The 14487-nt window shown below is 60.7% G+C and carries 22 protein-coding genes and 1 pseudogene; 15 read left to right on the top strand and 8 right to left on the bottom strand.

The genetic code is table 11. The features are described 5' to 3' along the window. Positions 1-31 precede the first annotated feature (31 nt). The 5 genes from hemE (at position 32) to CWE16_RS03775 (ending at position 3241) form a co-directional block, all read left to right on the top strand. Positions 32-1090 carry a uroporphyrinogen decarboxylase gene (gene hemE / locus CWE16_RS03795; RefSeq protein WP_131593156.1) on the top strand — a complete coding sequence of 353 codons (1059 nt, stop codon included), beginning with the start codon at positions 32-34 and terminating at the stop codon, positions 1088-1090. Positions 1091-1101: 11 nt separating this feature from the next. Beyond that, on the top strand, positions 1102-2109 hold the full coding sequence (locus CWE16_RS03790) for an NAD-dependent epimerase/dehydratase family protein (RefSeq protein WP_131593154.1): 1008 nt from the start codon (positions 1102-1104) through the stop codon (positions 2107-2109). A gap of 26 nt (positions 2110-2135) precedes the next feature. After that, positions 2136-2495, top strand: a complete 360-nt coding sequence (gene petE / locus CWE16_RS03785) for a plastocyanin (protein ID WP_131593152.1) — start codon at positions 2136-2138, stop codon at positions 2493-2495. Positions 2496-2711: 216 nt separating this feature from the next. Then, on the top strand, positions 2712-3038 hold the full coding sequence (locus tag CWE16_RS03780; protein WP_370318300.1) for a c-type cytochrome: 327 nt from the start codon (positions 2712-2714) through the stop codon (positions 3036-3038). After that, positions 3035-3241 carry a Nif11-like leader peptide family natural product precursor gene (locus CWE16_RS03775; RefSeq protein ID WP_131593151.1) on the top strand — a complete coding sequence of 69 codons (207 nt, stop codon included), beginning with the start codon at positions 3035-3037 and terminating at the stop codon, positions 3239-3241. The genes CWE16_RS03780 and CWE16_RS03775 overlap by 4 nt, the downstream gene beginning before the upstream one ends. Position 3242: 1 nt before the next feature. On the opposite strand, the gene CWE16_RS03770 is transcribed toward CWE16_RS03775, so the two are convergent. Continuing rightward, positions 3243-3449 (bottom strand): hypothetical protein, encoded by a 207-nt coding sequence (locus CWE16_RS03770; protein ID WP_131593148.1) that lies wholly within the window; start codon positions 3447-3449, stop codon positions 3243-3245. Between the two features lie 152 nt (positions 3450-3601). On the opposite strand from CWE16_RS03770, the gene clpB reads away from it, so the two are divergent. Beyond that, positions 3602-6202 carry an ATP-dependent chaperone ClpB gene (gene clpB, locus CWE16_RS03765; RefSeq protein WP_131593146.1) on the top strand — a complete coding sequence of 867 codons (2601 nt, stop codon included), beginning with the start codon at positions 3602-3604 and terminating at the stop codon, positions 6200-6202. 1 nt (position 6203) lies between these two features. Here clpB and CWE16_RS03760 read toward each other — a convergent pair whose 3' ends face one another. Next, on the bottom strand, positions 6204-6683 hold the full coding sequence (locus CWE16_RS03760; RefSeq protein WP_131593144.1) for a 6-carboxytetrahydropterin synthase: 480 nt from the start codon (positions 6681-6683) through the stop codon (positions 6204-6206). A 66-nt stretch (positions 6684-6749) separates the two neighbouring features. On the opposite strand from CWE16_RS03760, the gene hisIE reads away from it, so the two are divergent. Continuing rightward, complete coding sequence (hisIE, locus tag CWE16_RS03755; protein ID WP_131593143.1) at positions 6750-7433, top strand: bifunctional phosphoribosyl-AMP cyclohydrolase/phosphoribosyl-ATP diphosphatase HisIE; 684 nt, start codon at positions 6750-6752, stop codon at positions 7431-7433. On the opposite strand, the gene CWE16_RS03750 is transcribed toward hisIE, so the two are convergent. Continuing rightward, entirely contained in the window at positions 7333-8052 is a 720-nt protein-coding gene (locus CWE16_RS03750; RefSeq protein ID WP_236629558.1) for a peptidase, read from the bottom strand. The genes hisIE and CWE16_RS03750 overlap by 101 nt on opposite strands. Next, the gene (locus tag CWE16_RS03745) at positions 8049-8540 is read right to left on the bottom strand and encodes a DUF2214 family protein (RefSeq protein WP_131593141.1); all 492 of its coding nucleotides are present in this window, start codon (positions 8538-8540) and stop codon (positions 8049-8051) included. The genes CWE16_RS03750 and CWE16_RS03745 overlap by 4 nt, the downstream gene beginning before the upstream one ends. A 282-nt stretch (positions 8541-8822) precedes the next feature. Here CWE16_RS03745 and CWE16_RS03740 point away from each other — a divergent pair, with 282 nt between their 5' ends. The 5 genes from CWE16_RS03740 to CWE16_RS03720 all read left to right on the top strand — a co-directional run bounded on the left by CWE16_RS03740 (position 8823) and on the right by CWE16_RS03720 (position 11459). Next, on the top strand, positions 8823-9749 hold the full coding sequence (locus tag CWE16_RS03740) for a sigma-70 family RNA polymerase sigma factor (protein ID WP_131593139.1): 927 nt from the start codon (positions 8823-8825) through the stop codon (positions 9747-9749). 76 nt (positions 9750-9825) lie between these two features. Continuing rightward, complete coding sequence (locus CWE16_RS03735) at positions 9826-10254, top strand: YkvA family protein (RefSeq protein ID WP_131593137.1); 429 nt, start codon at positions 9826-9828, stop codon at positions 10252-10254. Further along, a complete protein-coding gene (locus CWE16_RS03730) occupies positions 10251-10592 on the top strand; it encodes a hypothetical protein (RefSeq protein ID WP_131593135.1) in 342 nt (113 codons plus the stop codon). Before CWE16_RS03735 ends, CWE16_RS03730 begins: the two co-directional genes overlap by 4 nt. A 40-nt stretch (positions 10593-10632) precedes the next feature. Then, positions 10633-10896 carry a hypothetical protein gene (locus tag CWE16_RS03725; RefSeq protein WP_131593133.1) on the top strand — a complete coding sequence of 88 codons (264 nt, stop codon included), beginning with the start codon at positions 10633-10635 and terminating at the stop codon, positions 10894-10896. Positions 10897-10904: 8 nt separating this feature from the next. Beyond that, positions 10905-11459 carry a phosphate-starvation-inducible PsiE family protein gene (locus CWE16_RS03720; RefSeq protein ID WP_236629557.1) on the top strand — a complete coding sequence of 185 codons (555 nt, stop codon included), beginning with the start codon at positions 10905-10907 and terminating at the stop codon, positions 11457-11459. Here CWE16_RS03720 and CWE16_RS03715 read toward each other — a convergent pair. Further along, positions 11422-11991 (bottom strand): annotated as a pseudogene (locus tag CWE16_RS03715) (Nif11 domain/cupin domain-containing protein); the annotation flags it as partial. The gene CWE16_RS03720 and the pseudogene CWE16_RS03715 overlap by 38 nt on opposite strands. Here CWE16_RS03715 and CWE16_RS03710 point away from each other — a divergent pair. Both CWE16_RS03710 and CWE16_RS03705 read left to right on the top strand, forming a co-directional pair. Then, positions 11963-12196, top strand: coding sequence for a DUF3136 domain-containing protein (locus CWE16_RS03710; protein WP_131593128.1), 234 nt, complete (start codon positions 11963-11965; stop codon positions 12194-12196). The pseudogene CWE16_RS03715 and the gene CWE16_RS03710 overlap by 29 nt on opposite strands. A 29-nt stretch (positions 12197-12225) precedes the next feature. Then, positions 12226-12564: a c-type cytochrome gene (locus CWE16_RS03705; RefSeq protein ID WP_131593126.1), complete on the top strand. Its 339-nt coding sequence runs from the start codon at positions 12226-12228 to the stop codon at positions 12562-12564. Here CWE16_RS03705 and CWE16_RS03700 read toward each other — a convergent pair. Next, positions 12540-12809 (bottom strand): YciI family protein, encoded by a 270-nt coding sequence (locus tag CWE16_RS03700; RefSeq protein WP_131593124.1) that lies wholly within the window; start codon positions 12807-12809, stop codon positions 12540-12542. The two genes, CWE16_RS03705 and CWE16_RS03700, sit on opposite strands and share 25 nt — an antisense overlap. A gap of 102 nt (positions 12810-12911) precedes the next feature. Between CWE16_RS03700 and CWE16_RS03695 the strand changes: the two genes are divergently transcribed. Next, positions 12912-13283 carry an AbrB family transcriptional regulator gene (locus CWE16_RS03695; RefSeq protein WP_131456412.1) on the top strand — a complete coding sequence of 124 codons (372 nt, stop codon included), beginning with the start codon at positions 12912-12914 and terminating at the stop codon, positions 13281-13283. Here the strand turns inward: CWE16_RS03695 and trpA are convergent, their stop codons facing one another. Both trpA and CWE16_RS03685 read right to left on the bottom strand, forming a co-directional pair. Continuing rightward, entirely contained in the window at positions 13284-14087 is an 804-nt protein-coding gene (gene trpA / locus CWE16_RS03690; RefSeq protein ID WP_131594005.1) for a tryptophan synthase subunit alpha, read from the bottom strand. Positions 14088-14141: 54 nt separating this feature from the next. Next, complete coding sequence (locus tag CWE16_RS03685) at positions 14142-14486, bottom strand: DUF3007 family protein (protein WP_131593122.1); 345 nt, start codon at positions 14484-14486, stop codon at positions 14142-14144. Position 14487: the final 1 nt, after the last annotated feature.

Genomic DNA, 14487 nt, shown 5'->3' with positions numbered 1-14487 from the left:
GGTAGGTTGCCGTCTTCACCTCGACGCATCCATGAGCGACTCACTGCCCCTGCTGCTCCGTGCCGCCCGCGGCGAGTCAGTCGAGCGTCCCCCGGTCTGGATGATGCGCCAGGCAGGCCGTTACATGAAGATCTATCGGGACCTGCGTGATCGCTACCCCAGCTTCAGGGAGCGCTCCGAGAACCCTGATCTTTCCTACGAGATCTCGATGCAGCCGTTCCACGCCTTCAACCCTGACGGCGTGATCCTGTTCTCCGACATCCTCACGCCCCTACCCGGCATGGGGATCGATTTCGACATCATCGAGAGCAAAGGTCCGCAGATCGGTGACCCGATCCGCACGATCGAGCAGGTCAACGCCCTGCGCCCCCTCAACCCTTCCGAGTCGATGCCCTTCGTCGGTGAGGTGCTCGGCAGGTTGCGTCAGAGCGTTGGCAATGAGGCAGCGGTGCTGGGTTTCGTCGGAGCTCCGTGGACTCTGGCCGCCTATGTGGTCGAGGGCAAAAGCAGCAAGAACTACGCGGTGATCAAGGCCATGGCCTTCCGAGAACCGGACATTCTGCACAAGCTGCTGGATCATTTCGCCGAGTCGATCGCCAGCTACCTGCGCTATCAGATCGATTCCGGCGCCCAAGTGGTGCAGATGTTCGACTCCTGGGCCGGCCAGCTCAGCCCTGCTGATTACGACACCTTTGCTGCCCCTTACCAGAAGAAGGTGGTCGATCTGGTCAAGCAGACGCACCCCGACACCCCTTTCATCCTCTACATCTCTGGCAGCGCTGGCGTGATCGAGCGGATGGCCCGCACGGGTGTGGACATCGTGTCCCTCGACTGGACCGTGGATATGGCTGAAGCCTTGGCCCGGCTCCCTGAGCATATCGGTGTGCAAGGCAACGTGGATCCAGGCCTGCTGTTCGGAACCCCCGCAGCTATCCGCGATCGGATCGACGATTGCGTGCGCAAGGCCCGTGGCCGGAAGCACATCCTCAATCTCGGCCATGGCATCCTGCCGGGTACGCCGGAGGAAAACGGTGCAGCCTTCTTCGAGTCGGGTAAATCCGTGATGGATCGCCTCGGCGCGCTGGCCTGAGCACACCCTTTATGCCTGCCCGCATCCTGATCACCGGCGCCAGCGGCTGCGTCGGTCAGTACACCGCCGCCTGGTTGCTAGAGCACAGTGATGCGGAGCTGCTGCTCTGGCTGCGGGATCCCAGCAAGCTCACGGCGATCCGGAAGGACCACCCCAGGGTGCGTCTGCTGGTGGGAGATCTGAGGGAGACCGATCGCTTCGCCGCCGAACTGGCCAGCGTGACCCGTGTGATCCACACCGCCACGGCCTGGGGTGACCCGGAGCGGGCTCATCAAGTGAATGTGGTGGCCGTGAAGCGGATGCTGGCTCTGCTCAATCCGCTGCTGATCGAACAGATCACCTACTTCTCCACCGCGAGCATCCTGGACCGCCACCTGCGGCCTCTTCCTGAAGCTCTGGCCTACGGCACGGAATACATCCAAACCAAAGCGCAGTGTCTCCAAGACTTGGAACAGCATCCCCTGGCGGAGAAGATCGTTGCGGTCTTTCCGACCCTGGTGTTCGGGGGGCGCGTCGATGGCAGCAGTCCGTTTCCCACCAGCTACCTCACCGAAGGGCTGGCCGAAGCGAGCAAGTGGTTGTGGTTGGCGCGATGGCTCCGAGCTGACGCCAGTTTCCACTTCATCCATGCCGCCGACATCGCTGCCATCTGTGGCCATCTGGCCACCACCCCCCACGGCCCCAATCCTGAGCCGGGCCAAGGACCCGTGCGCAGGATCGTGATGGGGCAGCAGGCCATCAGCGTGAACGAAGCGGTCGCCACGCTCTGCCGTTGGCGCGGCGTGAGGCGCACCCCTGGAGTTCCGCTCTGGGCCTGGCTGATCGAAACTCTGATCCGCATCCTGCCGATCGAGGTGAATGCCTGGGACCGCTTCTCGATCCGCCAACGGCACTTCATCCACGATCCCGTGAGTCAGCCGGAGAGCTTTGGAGAACGGAGCCATGGGCCAAATCTGACGACTGTGTTGCAAGACAGCGGGCTGCCGCAGCGTGGCAGGCCCAAACCAGCGTTAAAGTGATGCCAACAGCACGATCCAAAATCGTCATGGTTCAACGCCTGCGTTCTCTTCTCTCCTCCTGCTTTGCTCTGCTGCTGGTTCTCGGCCTTGGTGTTGCCTCCGTCAACGCGGCCACCGTTGAGGTGAAGCTCGGCACCGATTCCGGCATGCTCGCTTTCGAGCCCAGCACCGTCACCATCAAGGCTGGCGACACCGTCAAGTTCGTCAATAACAAGATGGCCCCCCACAATGCCGTCTTCGACGGTCATGATGAACTCAGCCACTCCGATCTCGCTTTCGCTCCGGGCGAATCCTGGGAAGAGACCTTCAGCACCGCTGGCACCTACGACTACTACTGCGAGCCCCATCGTGGTGCTGGCATGGTTGGCAAAGTGATTGTTGAGTGATTTCACTCTTCCGTTCTTGAGATTCTCCACAGGGGATCTTCAAGCCCTGATTTGAAAAACATCAAAACCCGACCCAATGCTTTTGCTGTTGGGTCGGGCTTTTTTTTTTGCGGAAGCTGGATAGGGTGAGCCGAGAGACCCCTCCCCGCCGTGCACGAGCCTGGCCGCTGGATCGCATGGACCATCAGCGTGTGCCTCAGCCTTTGGTTCGGCCTGCTGGTTGAGGCACCGGTCTTGGCAGTCACGACCAGCAGCATCGAACTGACAGGCGATCGTGAGAACGGTGCTCAGCTATTCGCCGCCAACTGCGCCGGCTGTCACATGGGTGGAGGCAATGTGATTCAGGCCAGCCGCACCCTCAGCCTGGAGGATCTTCAGGCCCACCTGGAGGCCTACAGCGAAGACCGTCTCGGGGCGATTGAGTATCAGATCGAATACGGACGCAATGCGATGCCTGCCTATGAAGGCAAGCTCACGGACCAACAGATTGCTGATGTGGCGTCCTACGTGGAAGAGCAAGCGGAACGGGGTTGGCAACGATGAGCCGCAAAGCCCTCAAGGATTTTGTTCACGCCGTTGAACACAGTGCAGCGCTCAGACGCGAACTGCATGCCATCAGCGCCATAAGCGATCTACTCGAACTCGCTCATCGCTGGGGCTTTTCGATCAATCAACAGGATCTCGACGAGGACGAACGTTGCGATGCCCTTGAGGGCTGGTTTGAAGCCAGCAGGATCAGGCGTTAACTCAGCGACAGCGTTCAAGCACTGCGAGGTAAAGCGCTTCATCCACCTCGCGGATGTCGTATTCGGTGGGCATCGCACCGTGGTGGTGCTCATGGACCACGGTCCAGCACATGCGCTCTAAATCCTGCGGTTTGGGTCCATAAAGCTCGTCAACTCGCGCTACGAGCGCTGTCACCAAGGCAGGATCCACTTCACTCCTCTCAGCCATTGCTGCTGACCTGCCATCCAACGCATTCGGTTGACCCTACCCAGCGGGGCCGGTTTGCCGCAGCCTGCCGCGCAGACCGAACGGATCGGATCGGTTCTCCGCTCCCCAGGGCCTTCCTCCGTTCATACGGTTGATTCAGCAGAACCAGACCCATGCAACCCACGGCCGAACAGTTCACCGAAAAGGCCTGGGCCGCAATCCTTTCGGCCCAGCAGCTTGCCCAGAGTCGCCGCCATCAACAGCTGGAAACCGAACATCTGCTCTTGGCACTGCTGGAGCAAAACGGACTGGCCACGCGGATCCTCGAAAAGGCGGACGTTTCTCCCCCCGCCCTGCAAAACGCCGTTGACCTTCATCTCAGCCATCTGCCGGCCCTGCAGTCCCCTGCAGAGTCGGTGTACCTGGGCAAGGGCCTTAGCAACCTATTGGAGCGGGCCGAGCAGCTCAAGCAGAGTTATGGCGATCGCTACCTTTCGATCGAGCATCTGCTGCTCGCCCTCGCCGATGATCCCCGCTGTGGTCAACGGCTTCTCCAGCAGGCCGGCACCAATGCCAAAGCTCTCAAAACTGCCATTGATGCCGTGCGCGGCAGCCAAACCGTGAATGATCAAAACCCGGAGGGCACCTATGAATCCCTCGAGAAATATGGCCGTGACCTCACCGCCGCCGCCCGCGACGGCAAGCTCGATCCGGTGATCGGCCGGGATGAAGAGATTCGACGCACGATCCAGATTCTCAGCCGCCGCACCAAAAACAACCCGGTACTCATCGGTGAACCCGGCGTCGGCAAGACCGCGATCGTGGAGGGGCTGGCCCAGCGGATTGTGAACGGCGATGTGCCCCAGGCCCTGCAGAACCGTCAGCTCATCGCCCTCGACATGGGCGCGCTGATCGCCGGTGCCAAATATCGCGGTGAATTCGAGGAGCGGCTCAAGGCTGTGCTCAAGGAGGTGACGACCTCCGAGGGCCGCATCGTGCTGTTCATCGATGAAATCCACACCGTCGTGGGAGCCGGCGCCACCGGCGGCGCCATGGATGCGAGCAACCTGCTCAAGCCGATGCTGGCCCGGGGCGAACTGCGCTGCATTGGTGCCACCACCCTCGATGAGCATCGCCAACACATTGAGAAGGATCCAGCCCTCGAGCGTCGCTTCCAGCAAGTGCTGGTGGATCAACCCACGGTGGAAGACACGATCTCCATCCTGCGCGGGCTGAAAGAGCGCTATGAAGTGCACCACGGCGTGCGCATCGCCGATAGCGCCCTGGTGGCCGCGGCCGTGCTCAGCAGCCGCTACATCGCCGACCGCTTCCTTCCCGACAAAGCGATCGACCTGGTGGATGAATCCGCCGCACGCCTGAAAATGGAGATCACCTCCAAACCGGAGGAGATCGATGAGATCGATCGCAAGATCCTGCAATTGGAAATGGAGAAGCTGTCTCTTGGCCGCGAATCGGATGCGGCCAGCCAAGAGCGGCTGGAACGTCTGGAGCGAGAGCTAGCCGAGCTTGCCGAACAGCAGAGCAGTCTCAATGCCCAGTGGCAGCAGGAAAAGGGCGCCATCGATGAGCTCTCGGCCCTGAAGGAGGAGATCGAACGCGTACAACTCCAGGTGGAGCAAGCGAAGCGGAACTACGACCTCAATAAGGCCGCTGAACTGGAATACGGCACCCTGGCCAGCCTCCAGAAACAGTTGAGTGAGAAGGAAACGGCCCTCGCCAGCGACGAAGCGGGTGCTGGCAGTGGTGAGAAGTCGTTACTGAGAGAGGAAGTCACCGAGGACGACATCGCCGAGGTGATCGCCAAATGGACTGGAATTCCCGTCGCCAAGCTGGTGCAGAGCGAAATGGAGAAACTGCTTGGTCTCGAAGACCAGTTGCATGAACGGGTCGTGGGCCAGCAGCAGGCGGTCAGCGCCGTTGCCGATGCGATCCAGCGCTCTCGGGCCGGCCTCAGCGACCCCCATCGACCGATCGCCAGCTTCCTCTTCCTCGGCCCGACCGGTGTGGGCAAGACGGAACTCTCCAAAGCTCTGGCGGCGCAGCTGTTCGACAGCGAGGACGCCATGGTGCGCATCGACATGTCGGAATACATGGAGAAGCACAGCGTCAGCCGCCTGATCGGTGCCCCTCCGGGCTACGTGGGCTACGAAGCAGGTGGTCAGCTCACAGAAGCAGTTCGCCGCCGTCCCTACGCGGTGATCCTGTTTGACGAGGTGGAAAAAGCCCACCCCGACGTGTTCAACGTGATGCTCCAGATCCTTGATGACGGGCGCGTCACCGATGGGCAAGGGCGCACGGTGGATTTCACCAATGCGGTGCTCATCCTCACCAGCAACATCGGCAGCCAGTCGATCCTCGATCTCGGCGGCGATGACAGTCAGCACAGCGAAATGGAACGCCGGGTGAACGAGGCCCTTCGCGGCCACTTCCGGCCCGAGTTTCTCAACCGTCTGGATGACCAAATCATCTTCCACAGCCTGCGCCGCGAAGAGCTGCGTCAGATCGTGAGCCTTCAGGTGGAGCGCCTGCGCCAGCGCCTAGGCGAACGCAAGCTGGGGCTGGCCATCAGCGAAGACGCCACCGACTGGCTGGCGAATGCCGGCTACGACCCGGTCTATGGCGCCCGGCCGCTCAAGCGAGCGATCCAGCGAGAACTGGAAACGCCGATTGCCAAAGCAATCCTGGCAGGGCGCTACGGCGACGGCGGCACGGTGGATGTGGCCGTCGATCAGGAGCAGTTGGTGCTGCGCTGAATCAGCTCGCTGCAGAGCTGAACCAACCTGGAAGCGCTTCGTAGCAAGCTGCATTGGCCCGATTCTCCCGGGCCTCCACCTTCCAGCAGCAGCTGCGGCCGTGATCACGGTCGAGTAACAGAGCATTCGCCCAGCTCCAGAGCAGCTGGGCGCTGGCTTCCATGCCCACGTTCTCCATCACGCGTAGATCGAGGGCACCCTGCGCGTGCAAGCGCTCCCACTCAGGCAGCAGGGGGTCATCAGCATTGACCAGAAACGTGTGGTCGAACTGCTGGCGCAGTTGGGCCTCTAAGGGCCGCAGGCTGGAGAAATCCACCACAAAGCCATTGGCGTCCAGCTCACGGGCTGAAAACCAGAAGGTGAAACTCCGGCTGTAGCCATGCACGAAGCGGCAGTGCCCCTGGTGCTGCCACTGACGATGGCAGCAGGGATAGCCATCAAAGTGCTTACTGCAGGTGTATCCAGCGGGGGGCGACGACATCAGAACAGGGAAGGAATCGCACTGCGGGAGGATCTTCCTGTCTACATCTGCAGGCTCCCCGATCCGATGCAGCCTCCCTCCACCGCCTTCCTCGATCAGCTTCGCTTCAATGAAGCCGGTCTGATCCCCGCCATCGCCCAGGACTGGCTGGATGGTGCCGTGCTCATGCAGGCCTGGATGAACCGGGAGGCACTCGAGCGCAGCCTCTCAAGCGGAGAAGTGCACTACTGGAGCCGCTCGCGGCAGGAGCTCTGGCACAAGGGAGCCACCAGTGGCCACACCCAAAAACTCAAGGGAATGCGCTACGACTGCGACGCCGATGTGCTGCTACTCACAATCGAGCAGACCGGTGATGTGGCTTGCCACACCGGAGCGCGCAGCTGCTTCTATGACGACAGTTTCGGGCCCGGTGGCCGGTCAGCCAGCGGCGGTGGTGCCCAGGCGGAGCCACCGCCGGCGGATGTTTGCACGGAACTCATGCGCGTGATCGAAGGTCGGCGCGATCAGCCCGAACCGGGGAGCTACACCAACAAACTGCTGGAGGGCGGCGACAACAGCATCCTCAAAAAGATCGGCGAGGAGAGCGCCGAATTCGTGATGGCCTGTAAGGACGACAACGCGTCCGAGATTGCCGGCGAAGCCGCAGACATCATTTTTCACCTGCAGGTGGCTCTCGCTCACCATGGCGTGAGCTGGCGCGAAGTTCAGCAGGTGCTGGCTGCCCGGCGCGGCGCCCCCAGGCGGGACTAGGCAGGCCAAAGCGCGTCGGCTGGAGCCGCAACCATTCCAAGGTGAGACGATCTCGCGCTGAGAGCTTCAACACCGGTGTCCCTCCCTGGTGCAGCGCCATCGCATCCCCAGGATCCGGACTATGCCCCCACAAACCGAAGCCATGGCCCAGCTCATGAAGCGCGGCGGCTTGGAGCACCGGCGCTCGCAACTCCGGGGACACCAACACGCGAACCTGGGGCTCCAGCCGCCACTCACCCTGCCGACGGGCCGCCACCACGTTCAACAGGCTGCGTCCATTGCTCGCCCTCCAGCCACTCGCCAACCTCCTCAACGGAGGACGACGGCGCTCAATGCGCAGATGAGCCCGATTCGGCTCTGTCACCGGCCGAATCGGCACGAGCTCTGACCAGCTGCCGATCGCGGCGTCCACAGCCGTCAGCCAGCGACGCTCCCAGCGATCAGGCTCTTGACCAAGAGCAGGTTCCACCCAGATGCACCAGACGGGAAGGCTTGGTGGGCCTTCAACCGTGGTGGCCAATGCATCGGCGTAGCCAACAGAAGCCGCTGCCCCAGAAGCCTGAAGCGTCACGTCCAGCACACGCAGTTCCTGCGCCGGGGGGCAGGGATCAGTCGTCACGCGGCGGGCAGACCGACCCCACGGGCCATCAACGTGGCCAACAGAGGCACCAGGGCAAATCCCACCAATTCCACATTGATGATCCAGCCAAGCCGCTTGGCAAGGGCCTCACTGACCTTGGGGAGCTCCCCTTTCCGCAGCGGGATGGCCCAGAGGATGTAGGTGACCGTGGGATACAGCGACAGAGCACCCACGCTCAGATACAGACCCACCTTCCACCAGAACAGGGGGTTCTCGGTGTAAAAGCTGCTGCCCTGCCCGAAATACAACACCCGCAAAATGCCACTCACCAGCAGCGCCAAGGCAGCAATGCCATAAACGATGTCGGTAATCACCATCGCTGTGGCCGACCGCCGATCGGGATCAGGCCGCAACAAGCGTCGCTCCACCACCAGGGCGGCGAAGCAGAGCATGAAGCTCAGGTAGTGCACGTAGGCCACACCGGCGCTCTTGGCGATCTCGGGAGTCAACACGGTGGCCAGAGGCATGGGTTAGGCAGCGAAGAGGCTGACAGTAGCGACCCCGCTGGCCGCGACGCCGCCACCAAGGCGACAAGTGGGTGACAGCGAGGCGACAACCAAGCGATAACCGGAGATTCCACAGCGGGAAGCCTGCAAAACAACAGCCAGGCAAACACAAAGAAAAGCGAAACTATGCAGCAATTCCGAATAACGCACAAAGCATAAAATCTGCACTCTTTATTACACCTCAATAGGGAAAAGCTTTTCGTTCTAGGTTCAAAAAACACCGGAGTCAACCTGGAGTTTCTGATGGTGAGTTCACTCAGTGCCTTCCTTGGAGAAATCGGACGACATCAACTGCTCACCCCAGAGCAAGAACTCACTCTCGGACGCAAGGTTCAGGCAATGGCGGCCATCACCGAGCGCTGCATGCTTGCTGGTGGTTCAGGCCCAGCCTGTGCTTACAGCGATGACGAAAAACGCACGATCAAACGTGGAGAGAAAGCCAAGAACCAGATGATCACGGCCAATCTTCGCCTTGTGGTGAATCTGGCCAAGCGCTACCAGGGCAAAGGTCTTGATCTGCTGGATCTCATCCAAGAGGGAACGCTTGGCCTCACCCGAGCCGTTGAGAAATATGACCCCACCCGTGGCCATCGCTTCTCCACCTATGCCTATTGGTGGATTCGCCAGGGCCTTAACCGCGCTCTTTCCACCCAAAGCCGCACGATTCGCATTCCTGTGAATGTGAATGAAAAGCTGACCAAACTGCGGGCCGCGAAGGCACGGCTGATGCAGCGCAATGGTCAACCCGCCAGCCCAGCCCAATTGGCCGAAACGATGCAGATTCCCCTCCCGGAAGTGGAGGATCTGCTCGCCTGTGAGCTGCGCAGCGTGACCGTAAGCCTGCAGGGAATCGTGAAATCGAAGGCCGATCCCTCCGAACTGGTCGATGTGCTTCCCAGCGATGAGCTGCCGCCGATGGAGCGGGCGGAGATCGCCGAACGCACCGCCTCAGCCTGGACGCTTCTTAACAAAGCCAATCTCACCCCCAAGGAGCGGACGGTGGTGATGCTGCGCTTCGGACTGGATGGCAGCCACGAGTGGCGCACCCTCGCTGAGGTAGCTCGCCAGATGGGATGCAGCCGCGAGTATTGCCGCCAGGTGGTGCAACGGGCCCTGCGCAAACTTCGCAAGACCGGGATCCAGCAAGGCCTCGTGGAGAGCGGGTTCTAACCCAGGTCGGTTCCCCTCCCTCGCCACGGGGGGGGCGCACAGCCCAAATTGGAATCAGATCCACGCATCCCTTGTGATGGCACAGGTTTTTGACGCGGGAGCCGCGAACGGAGGAGCTGCTGCAGGGCGATCGGGGAATGGCACTGTCATCGATAGCGAGGTCATCGACAGCGAGGTGATCGACAGCGAGGTGATCGATGAGGGGGTGTTTCGCCGCCTGCTCCGCCGTGCTGGTCGAACCATCGCCCGTCCCGCTCTTGAAGCCCTGGAGTTGGTTCTCGACCCAGCCACGCCTCCACAAGTGCGTTTAACGATGGTGGCGGCGCTCACCTACCTGCTGCTCCCCACAGACCTGATTCCCGACCTACTGCCCGTTGCCGGATTCAGCGATGATCTCGTAGCTCTCACGGCCCTGATCAGCTTGCACAGCAATCACGTCAGCGATGCCATCCGGCAGCGAGCACAACGCAAACTGGATCGCTGGTTCCCCAACGGTCGCCCATGAAGCGCTGGACCTCCGAGATCGAAACGGAACTCACCGTCCTCCTTAAGGACTGGCTGAAGCAGCAGGGACGCACCCAGGCAGATCTGCGGCGCAGCCTGCGAGCCAGCTCCACACGCATGCCCGCCCTCATGGAGGTGCTGGAGCGAGAGCATCGGCTCGGTGGTATGCCCCGCCTCGCCGCGAGGCTCTGCGCGATTGAGGCTGAATGGAGCACCACAGCCCAAATGCAGAGCGGCCACGAAGCCTCCGGACGATCGGATCTGGGCGGAGCAGACCCTGACCCCTTTGGACAGCTGGACCTCCTCCTTCAGGAGATCCGCGACGATCGCGTCAACTGAGCGGGATCAGCGGCAGGATGGTTCAAGTCACAGGTAAGTCGTGAGCCTGACCAACACCGCGATCACCTCCAAGGGCCTGCTGCTCGGGTTGCTCTCAGGGCTCAGCCTTGTCGCCCCAGTGGAACTACGGGCCCAGACCGAAGGATGGCTTTTGGGTCCCAACAGCCGGACCGGGCAAAACAGCAAGGTGGTGCCGACTGATTGCGTCGAAGGCGCCGACGGTTCAGTCACTTGCAACACCAAGATCGTCAATCCCCCCGGCGACACCCCTGCCAAGCCCTACTACCAACCCTTCAGCAACTAAAGAGACCCTTGACGCGCTCCAGTCGTCCCTTCCCTTCATTCCTGCACGCGGTCGACAGCGTTGAACGCATCGTGGCCAAAGTGCTGGCTGTGATCACCTGTGTGGTGATTGCCGCCTCGTTGCTGCAGCTCATCCAAAGGGTGGTTGTTTCCCTGCTCAACACCGGCAACACCTCCTGGCTGGGCGATGGTCTGATCAAAGTGCTCGGTGATCTCCTCACGGTGCTGATTGCCATCGAAGTTCTGCAGAACGTCACCAGTTACCTGCGCCGCCATGTGGTGCAGCTCGAGCTGGTGCTGGTCACGGCTCTCACCGCAGTCGCCCGAAAGGTGATCGTGCTGCCGGCGGGCTCGGAAGACAAACCGCAGCTCCTGGTCGGGCTGGGCGTGGCCTCGATTGCTCTTGCCGGTGCCTACTGGCTCGTCATGCGGGCGAGCAACCAACGACCGCTTCCGGGCGATCCTTCCACAGCAGAACCAACCAGAGCGTTCCTGGATCAGGATCCGTACGCTCAACACGGTGTCGGCGGTGAGGCTCTAAGTAAAGCGAATCCCCCACGCTGAGATCCCGCAGCTCCTCGGGTCCCTCAAGCCGAATGGTGGCACTGCCGCGAAGGACCACCAACCATTCATGCTCCTCCTGGTCATACCAGAAGCCTTGAGGGCTTGCTGCATCAGAGGAATGGATGGTTTGCAAACACCAGTCAGGACCTTGCTGAAGGGTTTGCACCACTTCCTCGCCCGCCGGTGGTGCAGACGATCCGAGCAGATTGTCTGTGCGATCCCCCACGGACTGTGGTGCATCACCCCAGCGCCTGCCGATTGCAAATCCCCAGGAGCTGGCCAACTGCACCACCTGGTTGTGATCCGTGCATGCTGCAAAGCGGGCCCGTCGTTCTGGATCCGCTTCTAGACACGCCACCAGAGCGTTCAGTTGGCGCACCTTATGGAGAAACTGCTGCAAATCTGCTTCCGCCAAGCGAGAACCTCTATCCAACGCCGTGATCCTGGCAACAGACGAATCGATGCTGCTCCACTGAGAGTCATGGCGATCTCGCGGATCCAAGATGACGGCCTCCAGCAGAACCCTGACCATTGGTGAACTGGAGGCAGGCTTCGCCAGCTACTGCCAAGCACTCAGGCGGCTGGTGTCCGAAGGACGTGATCTCCAAGCGATTCAACGCACGATCTGCTGGGATTATCTGGAGCGTCTGCACACCTGCCTTCCCCAGAGCTATCGCTCCCCGGTTGAACTGGTGCAGCGCTATCAGCGTGCCGCCCTCGAAGCTGGCGCAAAATAATCCAATCAACTGATTGGACGAAGGCCCCGATGAAGCTTCTGCGCTGGATCGCTGGTTTCTGCATCGCAGCCACCCTCAGCCTGGCCCCGTTCTCCATCAGCGCTCAGGCCGCAGATGGGGAGCAACTGTTTGACCTCCATTGCGCCGGATGCCATCCCCATGGGGGCAACATCATTCGTCGGGGACGCACGCTCCAACTCTCTGCACTCGAGAAGCGAGGACTCGACAACCAAGAGGCGATCGCCAGGGTGGCCCGAGAAGGCATCGGCCAGATGTCTGGCTATGGCGAAGTGCTCGCGGAAAACGGAGACATCGCAGTAGCCGCCTGGGTCTGGGACCAAGCTCAAAAGGCCTGGATCCAAGGGTAAACCTCTAATTCGGTCCAGATCTTTTGCCGCCAGTAAACGTCTTGCTGAAGCAGAGAAAGGATCTGAGCTCGGGATTCGCCTTCAAAAATCCCAAACACATGGGAACTGCTCTCCGTTGGACCAAGCGTGATCAATGTGCCCTCCTGCTTCAAGGTCGCCAATCGAGATAGATGCTCTTCGCGGAAGGGTGCACGTTTTTCTAGGGCGTTCTCGCAGTAAGTACCCCAGAGAACGAATCGTGCCATCGGTCGAGTTTGAACCAGCTTCTGAAGAAGTATCGCGCAAAGGTTGGCGCAAAGGCACGATCAAACGCTATCTTTGCGGAGTAGATCTCTTTAATCACGATCATGCTCACCGGGAGCGACCTGCTCACTAAAGTCAAAGAGCTGGGCGATGTCAGCAAGTCGGATCTCGTCCGCGCCTGTGGCTACGTCTCCGACAAGAAAGATGGCGGCGAACGGCTCAATTTCACCGCGTTCTACGAGGCTTTGTTGGAAGCCAAGGGCGTCAACCTCGGTGCCGGTGGCGGCGCAGGTGTTGGCAAAGGCGGCCGCAAACTCTCCTATGTGGCGACAGTTCAAGGCAATGGCAATCTGCTGATTGGCAAGGCCTACACCGCCATGCTCGACCTCAAGCCTGGCGATGAGTTTGAAATCAAGCTTGGCCGTAAGCAGATTCGTCTGGTTCCTGTTGGCAGCACCGACGAAGACGAAGAGTGATCAGCTGCTAGCAGCGCTCCGTAGCTGCCGGCAAAAATCACCCGCTTCCGCCGCTGCAGATCCAGGATCTGCAGCGGCGATTCTTTTGACCAGGGCACTACCAACGATCGCCCCATCGGCACCCCATTGCTTGACTTGAATCACCTGGTCAGGACCAGAAATTCCGAAACCAACAGCCACCGGAATCGAGCAGCAGCCCTTCAGAGATTCCACAAGTGACGCCACGCGTCCTTCCAAATTCGCGCGTTCTCCCGTCACTCCAGTGACACTCACCAGATACGTGAACCCGCGGCTGGCGGAAGCAATCCTGGCCATGCGCTCTGCTGGGGTGGTTGGTGCCACCAAAAGCACAAGATCCAGGCCCTGCTGAGCCGCCAAGGGAGACAACCTCTCCGCTTCCTCCAAGGGAAGATCTGGAATCACCAGTCCGGCGGCACCAGCGGCAGCGGCTTCAGCAAAAAATCGCTCCGGACCACGATTAAGCAGTGGATTGCTGTAGGTGAACAGAATCACAGGAATCGTGAGTCTTCCCTTCAGCCGTTGAAGCATCTCAAGAACCTTGCCCGGTGTGGTTCCTGAACCAAGGGCCCGATAGGCCGAGGCCTGAATCACAGGGCCATCCGCGAGCGGGTCGCTGTAAGGAATGCCGAGTTCCACCAGGTCGGCCCCATTGTCCTGAAGGCTCAGCAAGACATCAGCGGTGACGTCCAGATCCGGATCGCCAGCCATCAGAAAAGGCATTAACGCCATCCGGCCCTCGGCCTTCAGCGTCTGGAAGCGAGCGGTTATGGCGCTGCAGGGCATGGCTTTGGATTCTTGAGAAGCGGTGGATTCCTGGGAAGACGTCATGGGTGGAGCCTACGGTTCGGGGCTTGGGGTCTGATCGGAATCCCCTGCAACCTCAGCAAGAAGCCTCTGCTGCTGCTCAGGACTGAGCGCATCGAAACGGGCCAACAGTTCCGCATCGGTGACCTCGTCGTAGGCCTGGCGATAGCGCCGTCGTTGCTCCATGAAGGTCATTTTTCCGGTGACAACACGGAAGAGATAGGAGCCGGTCCAGATGATGACGATCACAATCAGAACCGCTTCAGCAGCGATTCCGGCCGAAGCATCCTGAAAACCTGCGGCGGAGAAGGCTCCATAACCAACACCACCAAGCACCAGGACCAACAGCCCCAGCAGAATCACCTTGAGACGAGTCAAC

Source organism: Synechococcus sp. BS55D (assembly GCF_004332415.1).
Lineage (GTDB): Bacteria > Cyanobacteriota > Cyanobacteriia > PCC-6307 > Cyanobiaceae > Synechococcus_C.
The sequence above is the reverse complement of the archived record's forward strand: the minus strand, read 5'-3'. Positions and strand labels throughout refer to the sequence as shown.

Bases quoted from the DNA above. Each gene is read 5' to 3' on its own strand.
- hisIE (WP_131593143.1), top strand. From the start codon at position 6,750: ATGCAGCCTCCCTCCACCGCCTTCCTCGATCAGCTTCGCTTCAATGAA.
- CWE16_RS03735 (WP_131593137.1), top strand. From the start codon at position 9,826: ATGGCACAGGTTTTTGACGCGGGAGCCGCGAACGGAGGAGCTGCTGCA.
- petE (WP_131593152.1), top strand. From the start codon at position 2,136: ATGGTTCAACGCCTGCGTTCTCTTCTCTCCTCCTGCTTTGCTCTGCTG.
- trpA (WP_131594005.1), bottom strand. From the start codon at position 14,087: ATGCCCTGCAGCGCCATAACCGCTCGCTTCCAGACGCTGAAGGCCGAG.
- CWE16_RS03695 (WP_131456412.1), top strand. From the start codon at position 12,912: ATGCTCACCGGGAGCGACCTGCTCACTAAAGTCAAAGAGCTGGGCGAT.
- CWE16_RS03740 (WP_131593139.1), top strand. From the start codon at position 8,823: ATGGTGAGTTCACTCAGTGCCTTCCTTGGAGAAATCGGACGACATCAA.
- CWE16_RS03775 (WP_131593151.1), top strand. From the start codon at position 3,035: ATGAGCCGCAAAGCCCTCAAGGATTTTGTTCACGCCGTTGAACACAGT.
- clpB (WP_131593146.1), top strand. From the start codon at position 3,602: ATGCAACCCACGGCCGAACAGTTCACCGAAAAGGCCTGGGCCGCAATC.
- CWE16_RS03770 (WP_131593148.1), bottom strand. From the start codon at position 3,449: ATGGCTGAGAGGAGTGAAGTGGATCCTGCCTTGGTGACAGCGCTCGTA.
- CWE16_RS03705 (WP_131593126.1), top strand. From the start codon at position 12,226: ATGAAGCTTCTGCGCTGGATCGCTGGTTTCTGCATCGCAGCCACCCTC.
- hemE (WP_131593156.1), top strand. From the start codon at position 32: ATGAGCGACTCACTGCCCCTGCTGCTCCGTGCCGCCCGCGGCGAGTCA.
- CWE16_RS03700 (WP_131593124.1), bottom strand. From the start codon at position 12,809: ATGGCACGATTCGTTCTCTGGGGTACTTACTGCGAGAACGCCCTAGAA.
- CWE16_RS03745 (WP_131593141.1), bottom strand. From the start codon at position 8,540: ATGCCTCTGGCCACCGTGTTGACTCCCGAGATCGCCAAGAGCGCCGGT.
- CWE16_RS03730 (WP_131593135.1), top strand. From the start codon at position 10,251: ATGAAGCGCTGGACCTCCGAGATCGAAACGGAACTCACCGTCCTCCTT.
- CWE16_RS03760 (WP_131593144.1), bottom strand. From the start codon at position 6,683: ATGTCGTCGCCCCCCGCTGGATACACCTGCAGTAAGCACTTTGATGGC.
- CWE16_RS03790 (WP_131593154.1), top strand. From the start codon at position 1,102: ATGCCTGCCCGCATCCTGATCACCGGCGCCAGCGGCTGCGTCGGTCAG.
- CWE16_RS03710 (WP_131593128.1), top strand. From the start codon at position 11,963: ATGACGGCCTCCAGCAGAACCCTGACCATTGGTGAACTGGAGGCAGGC.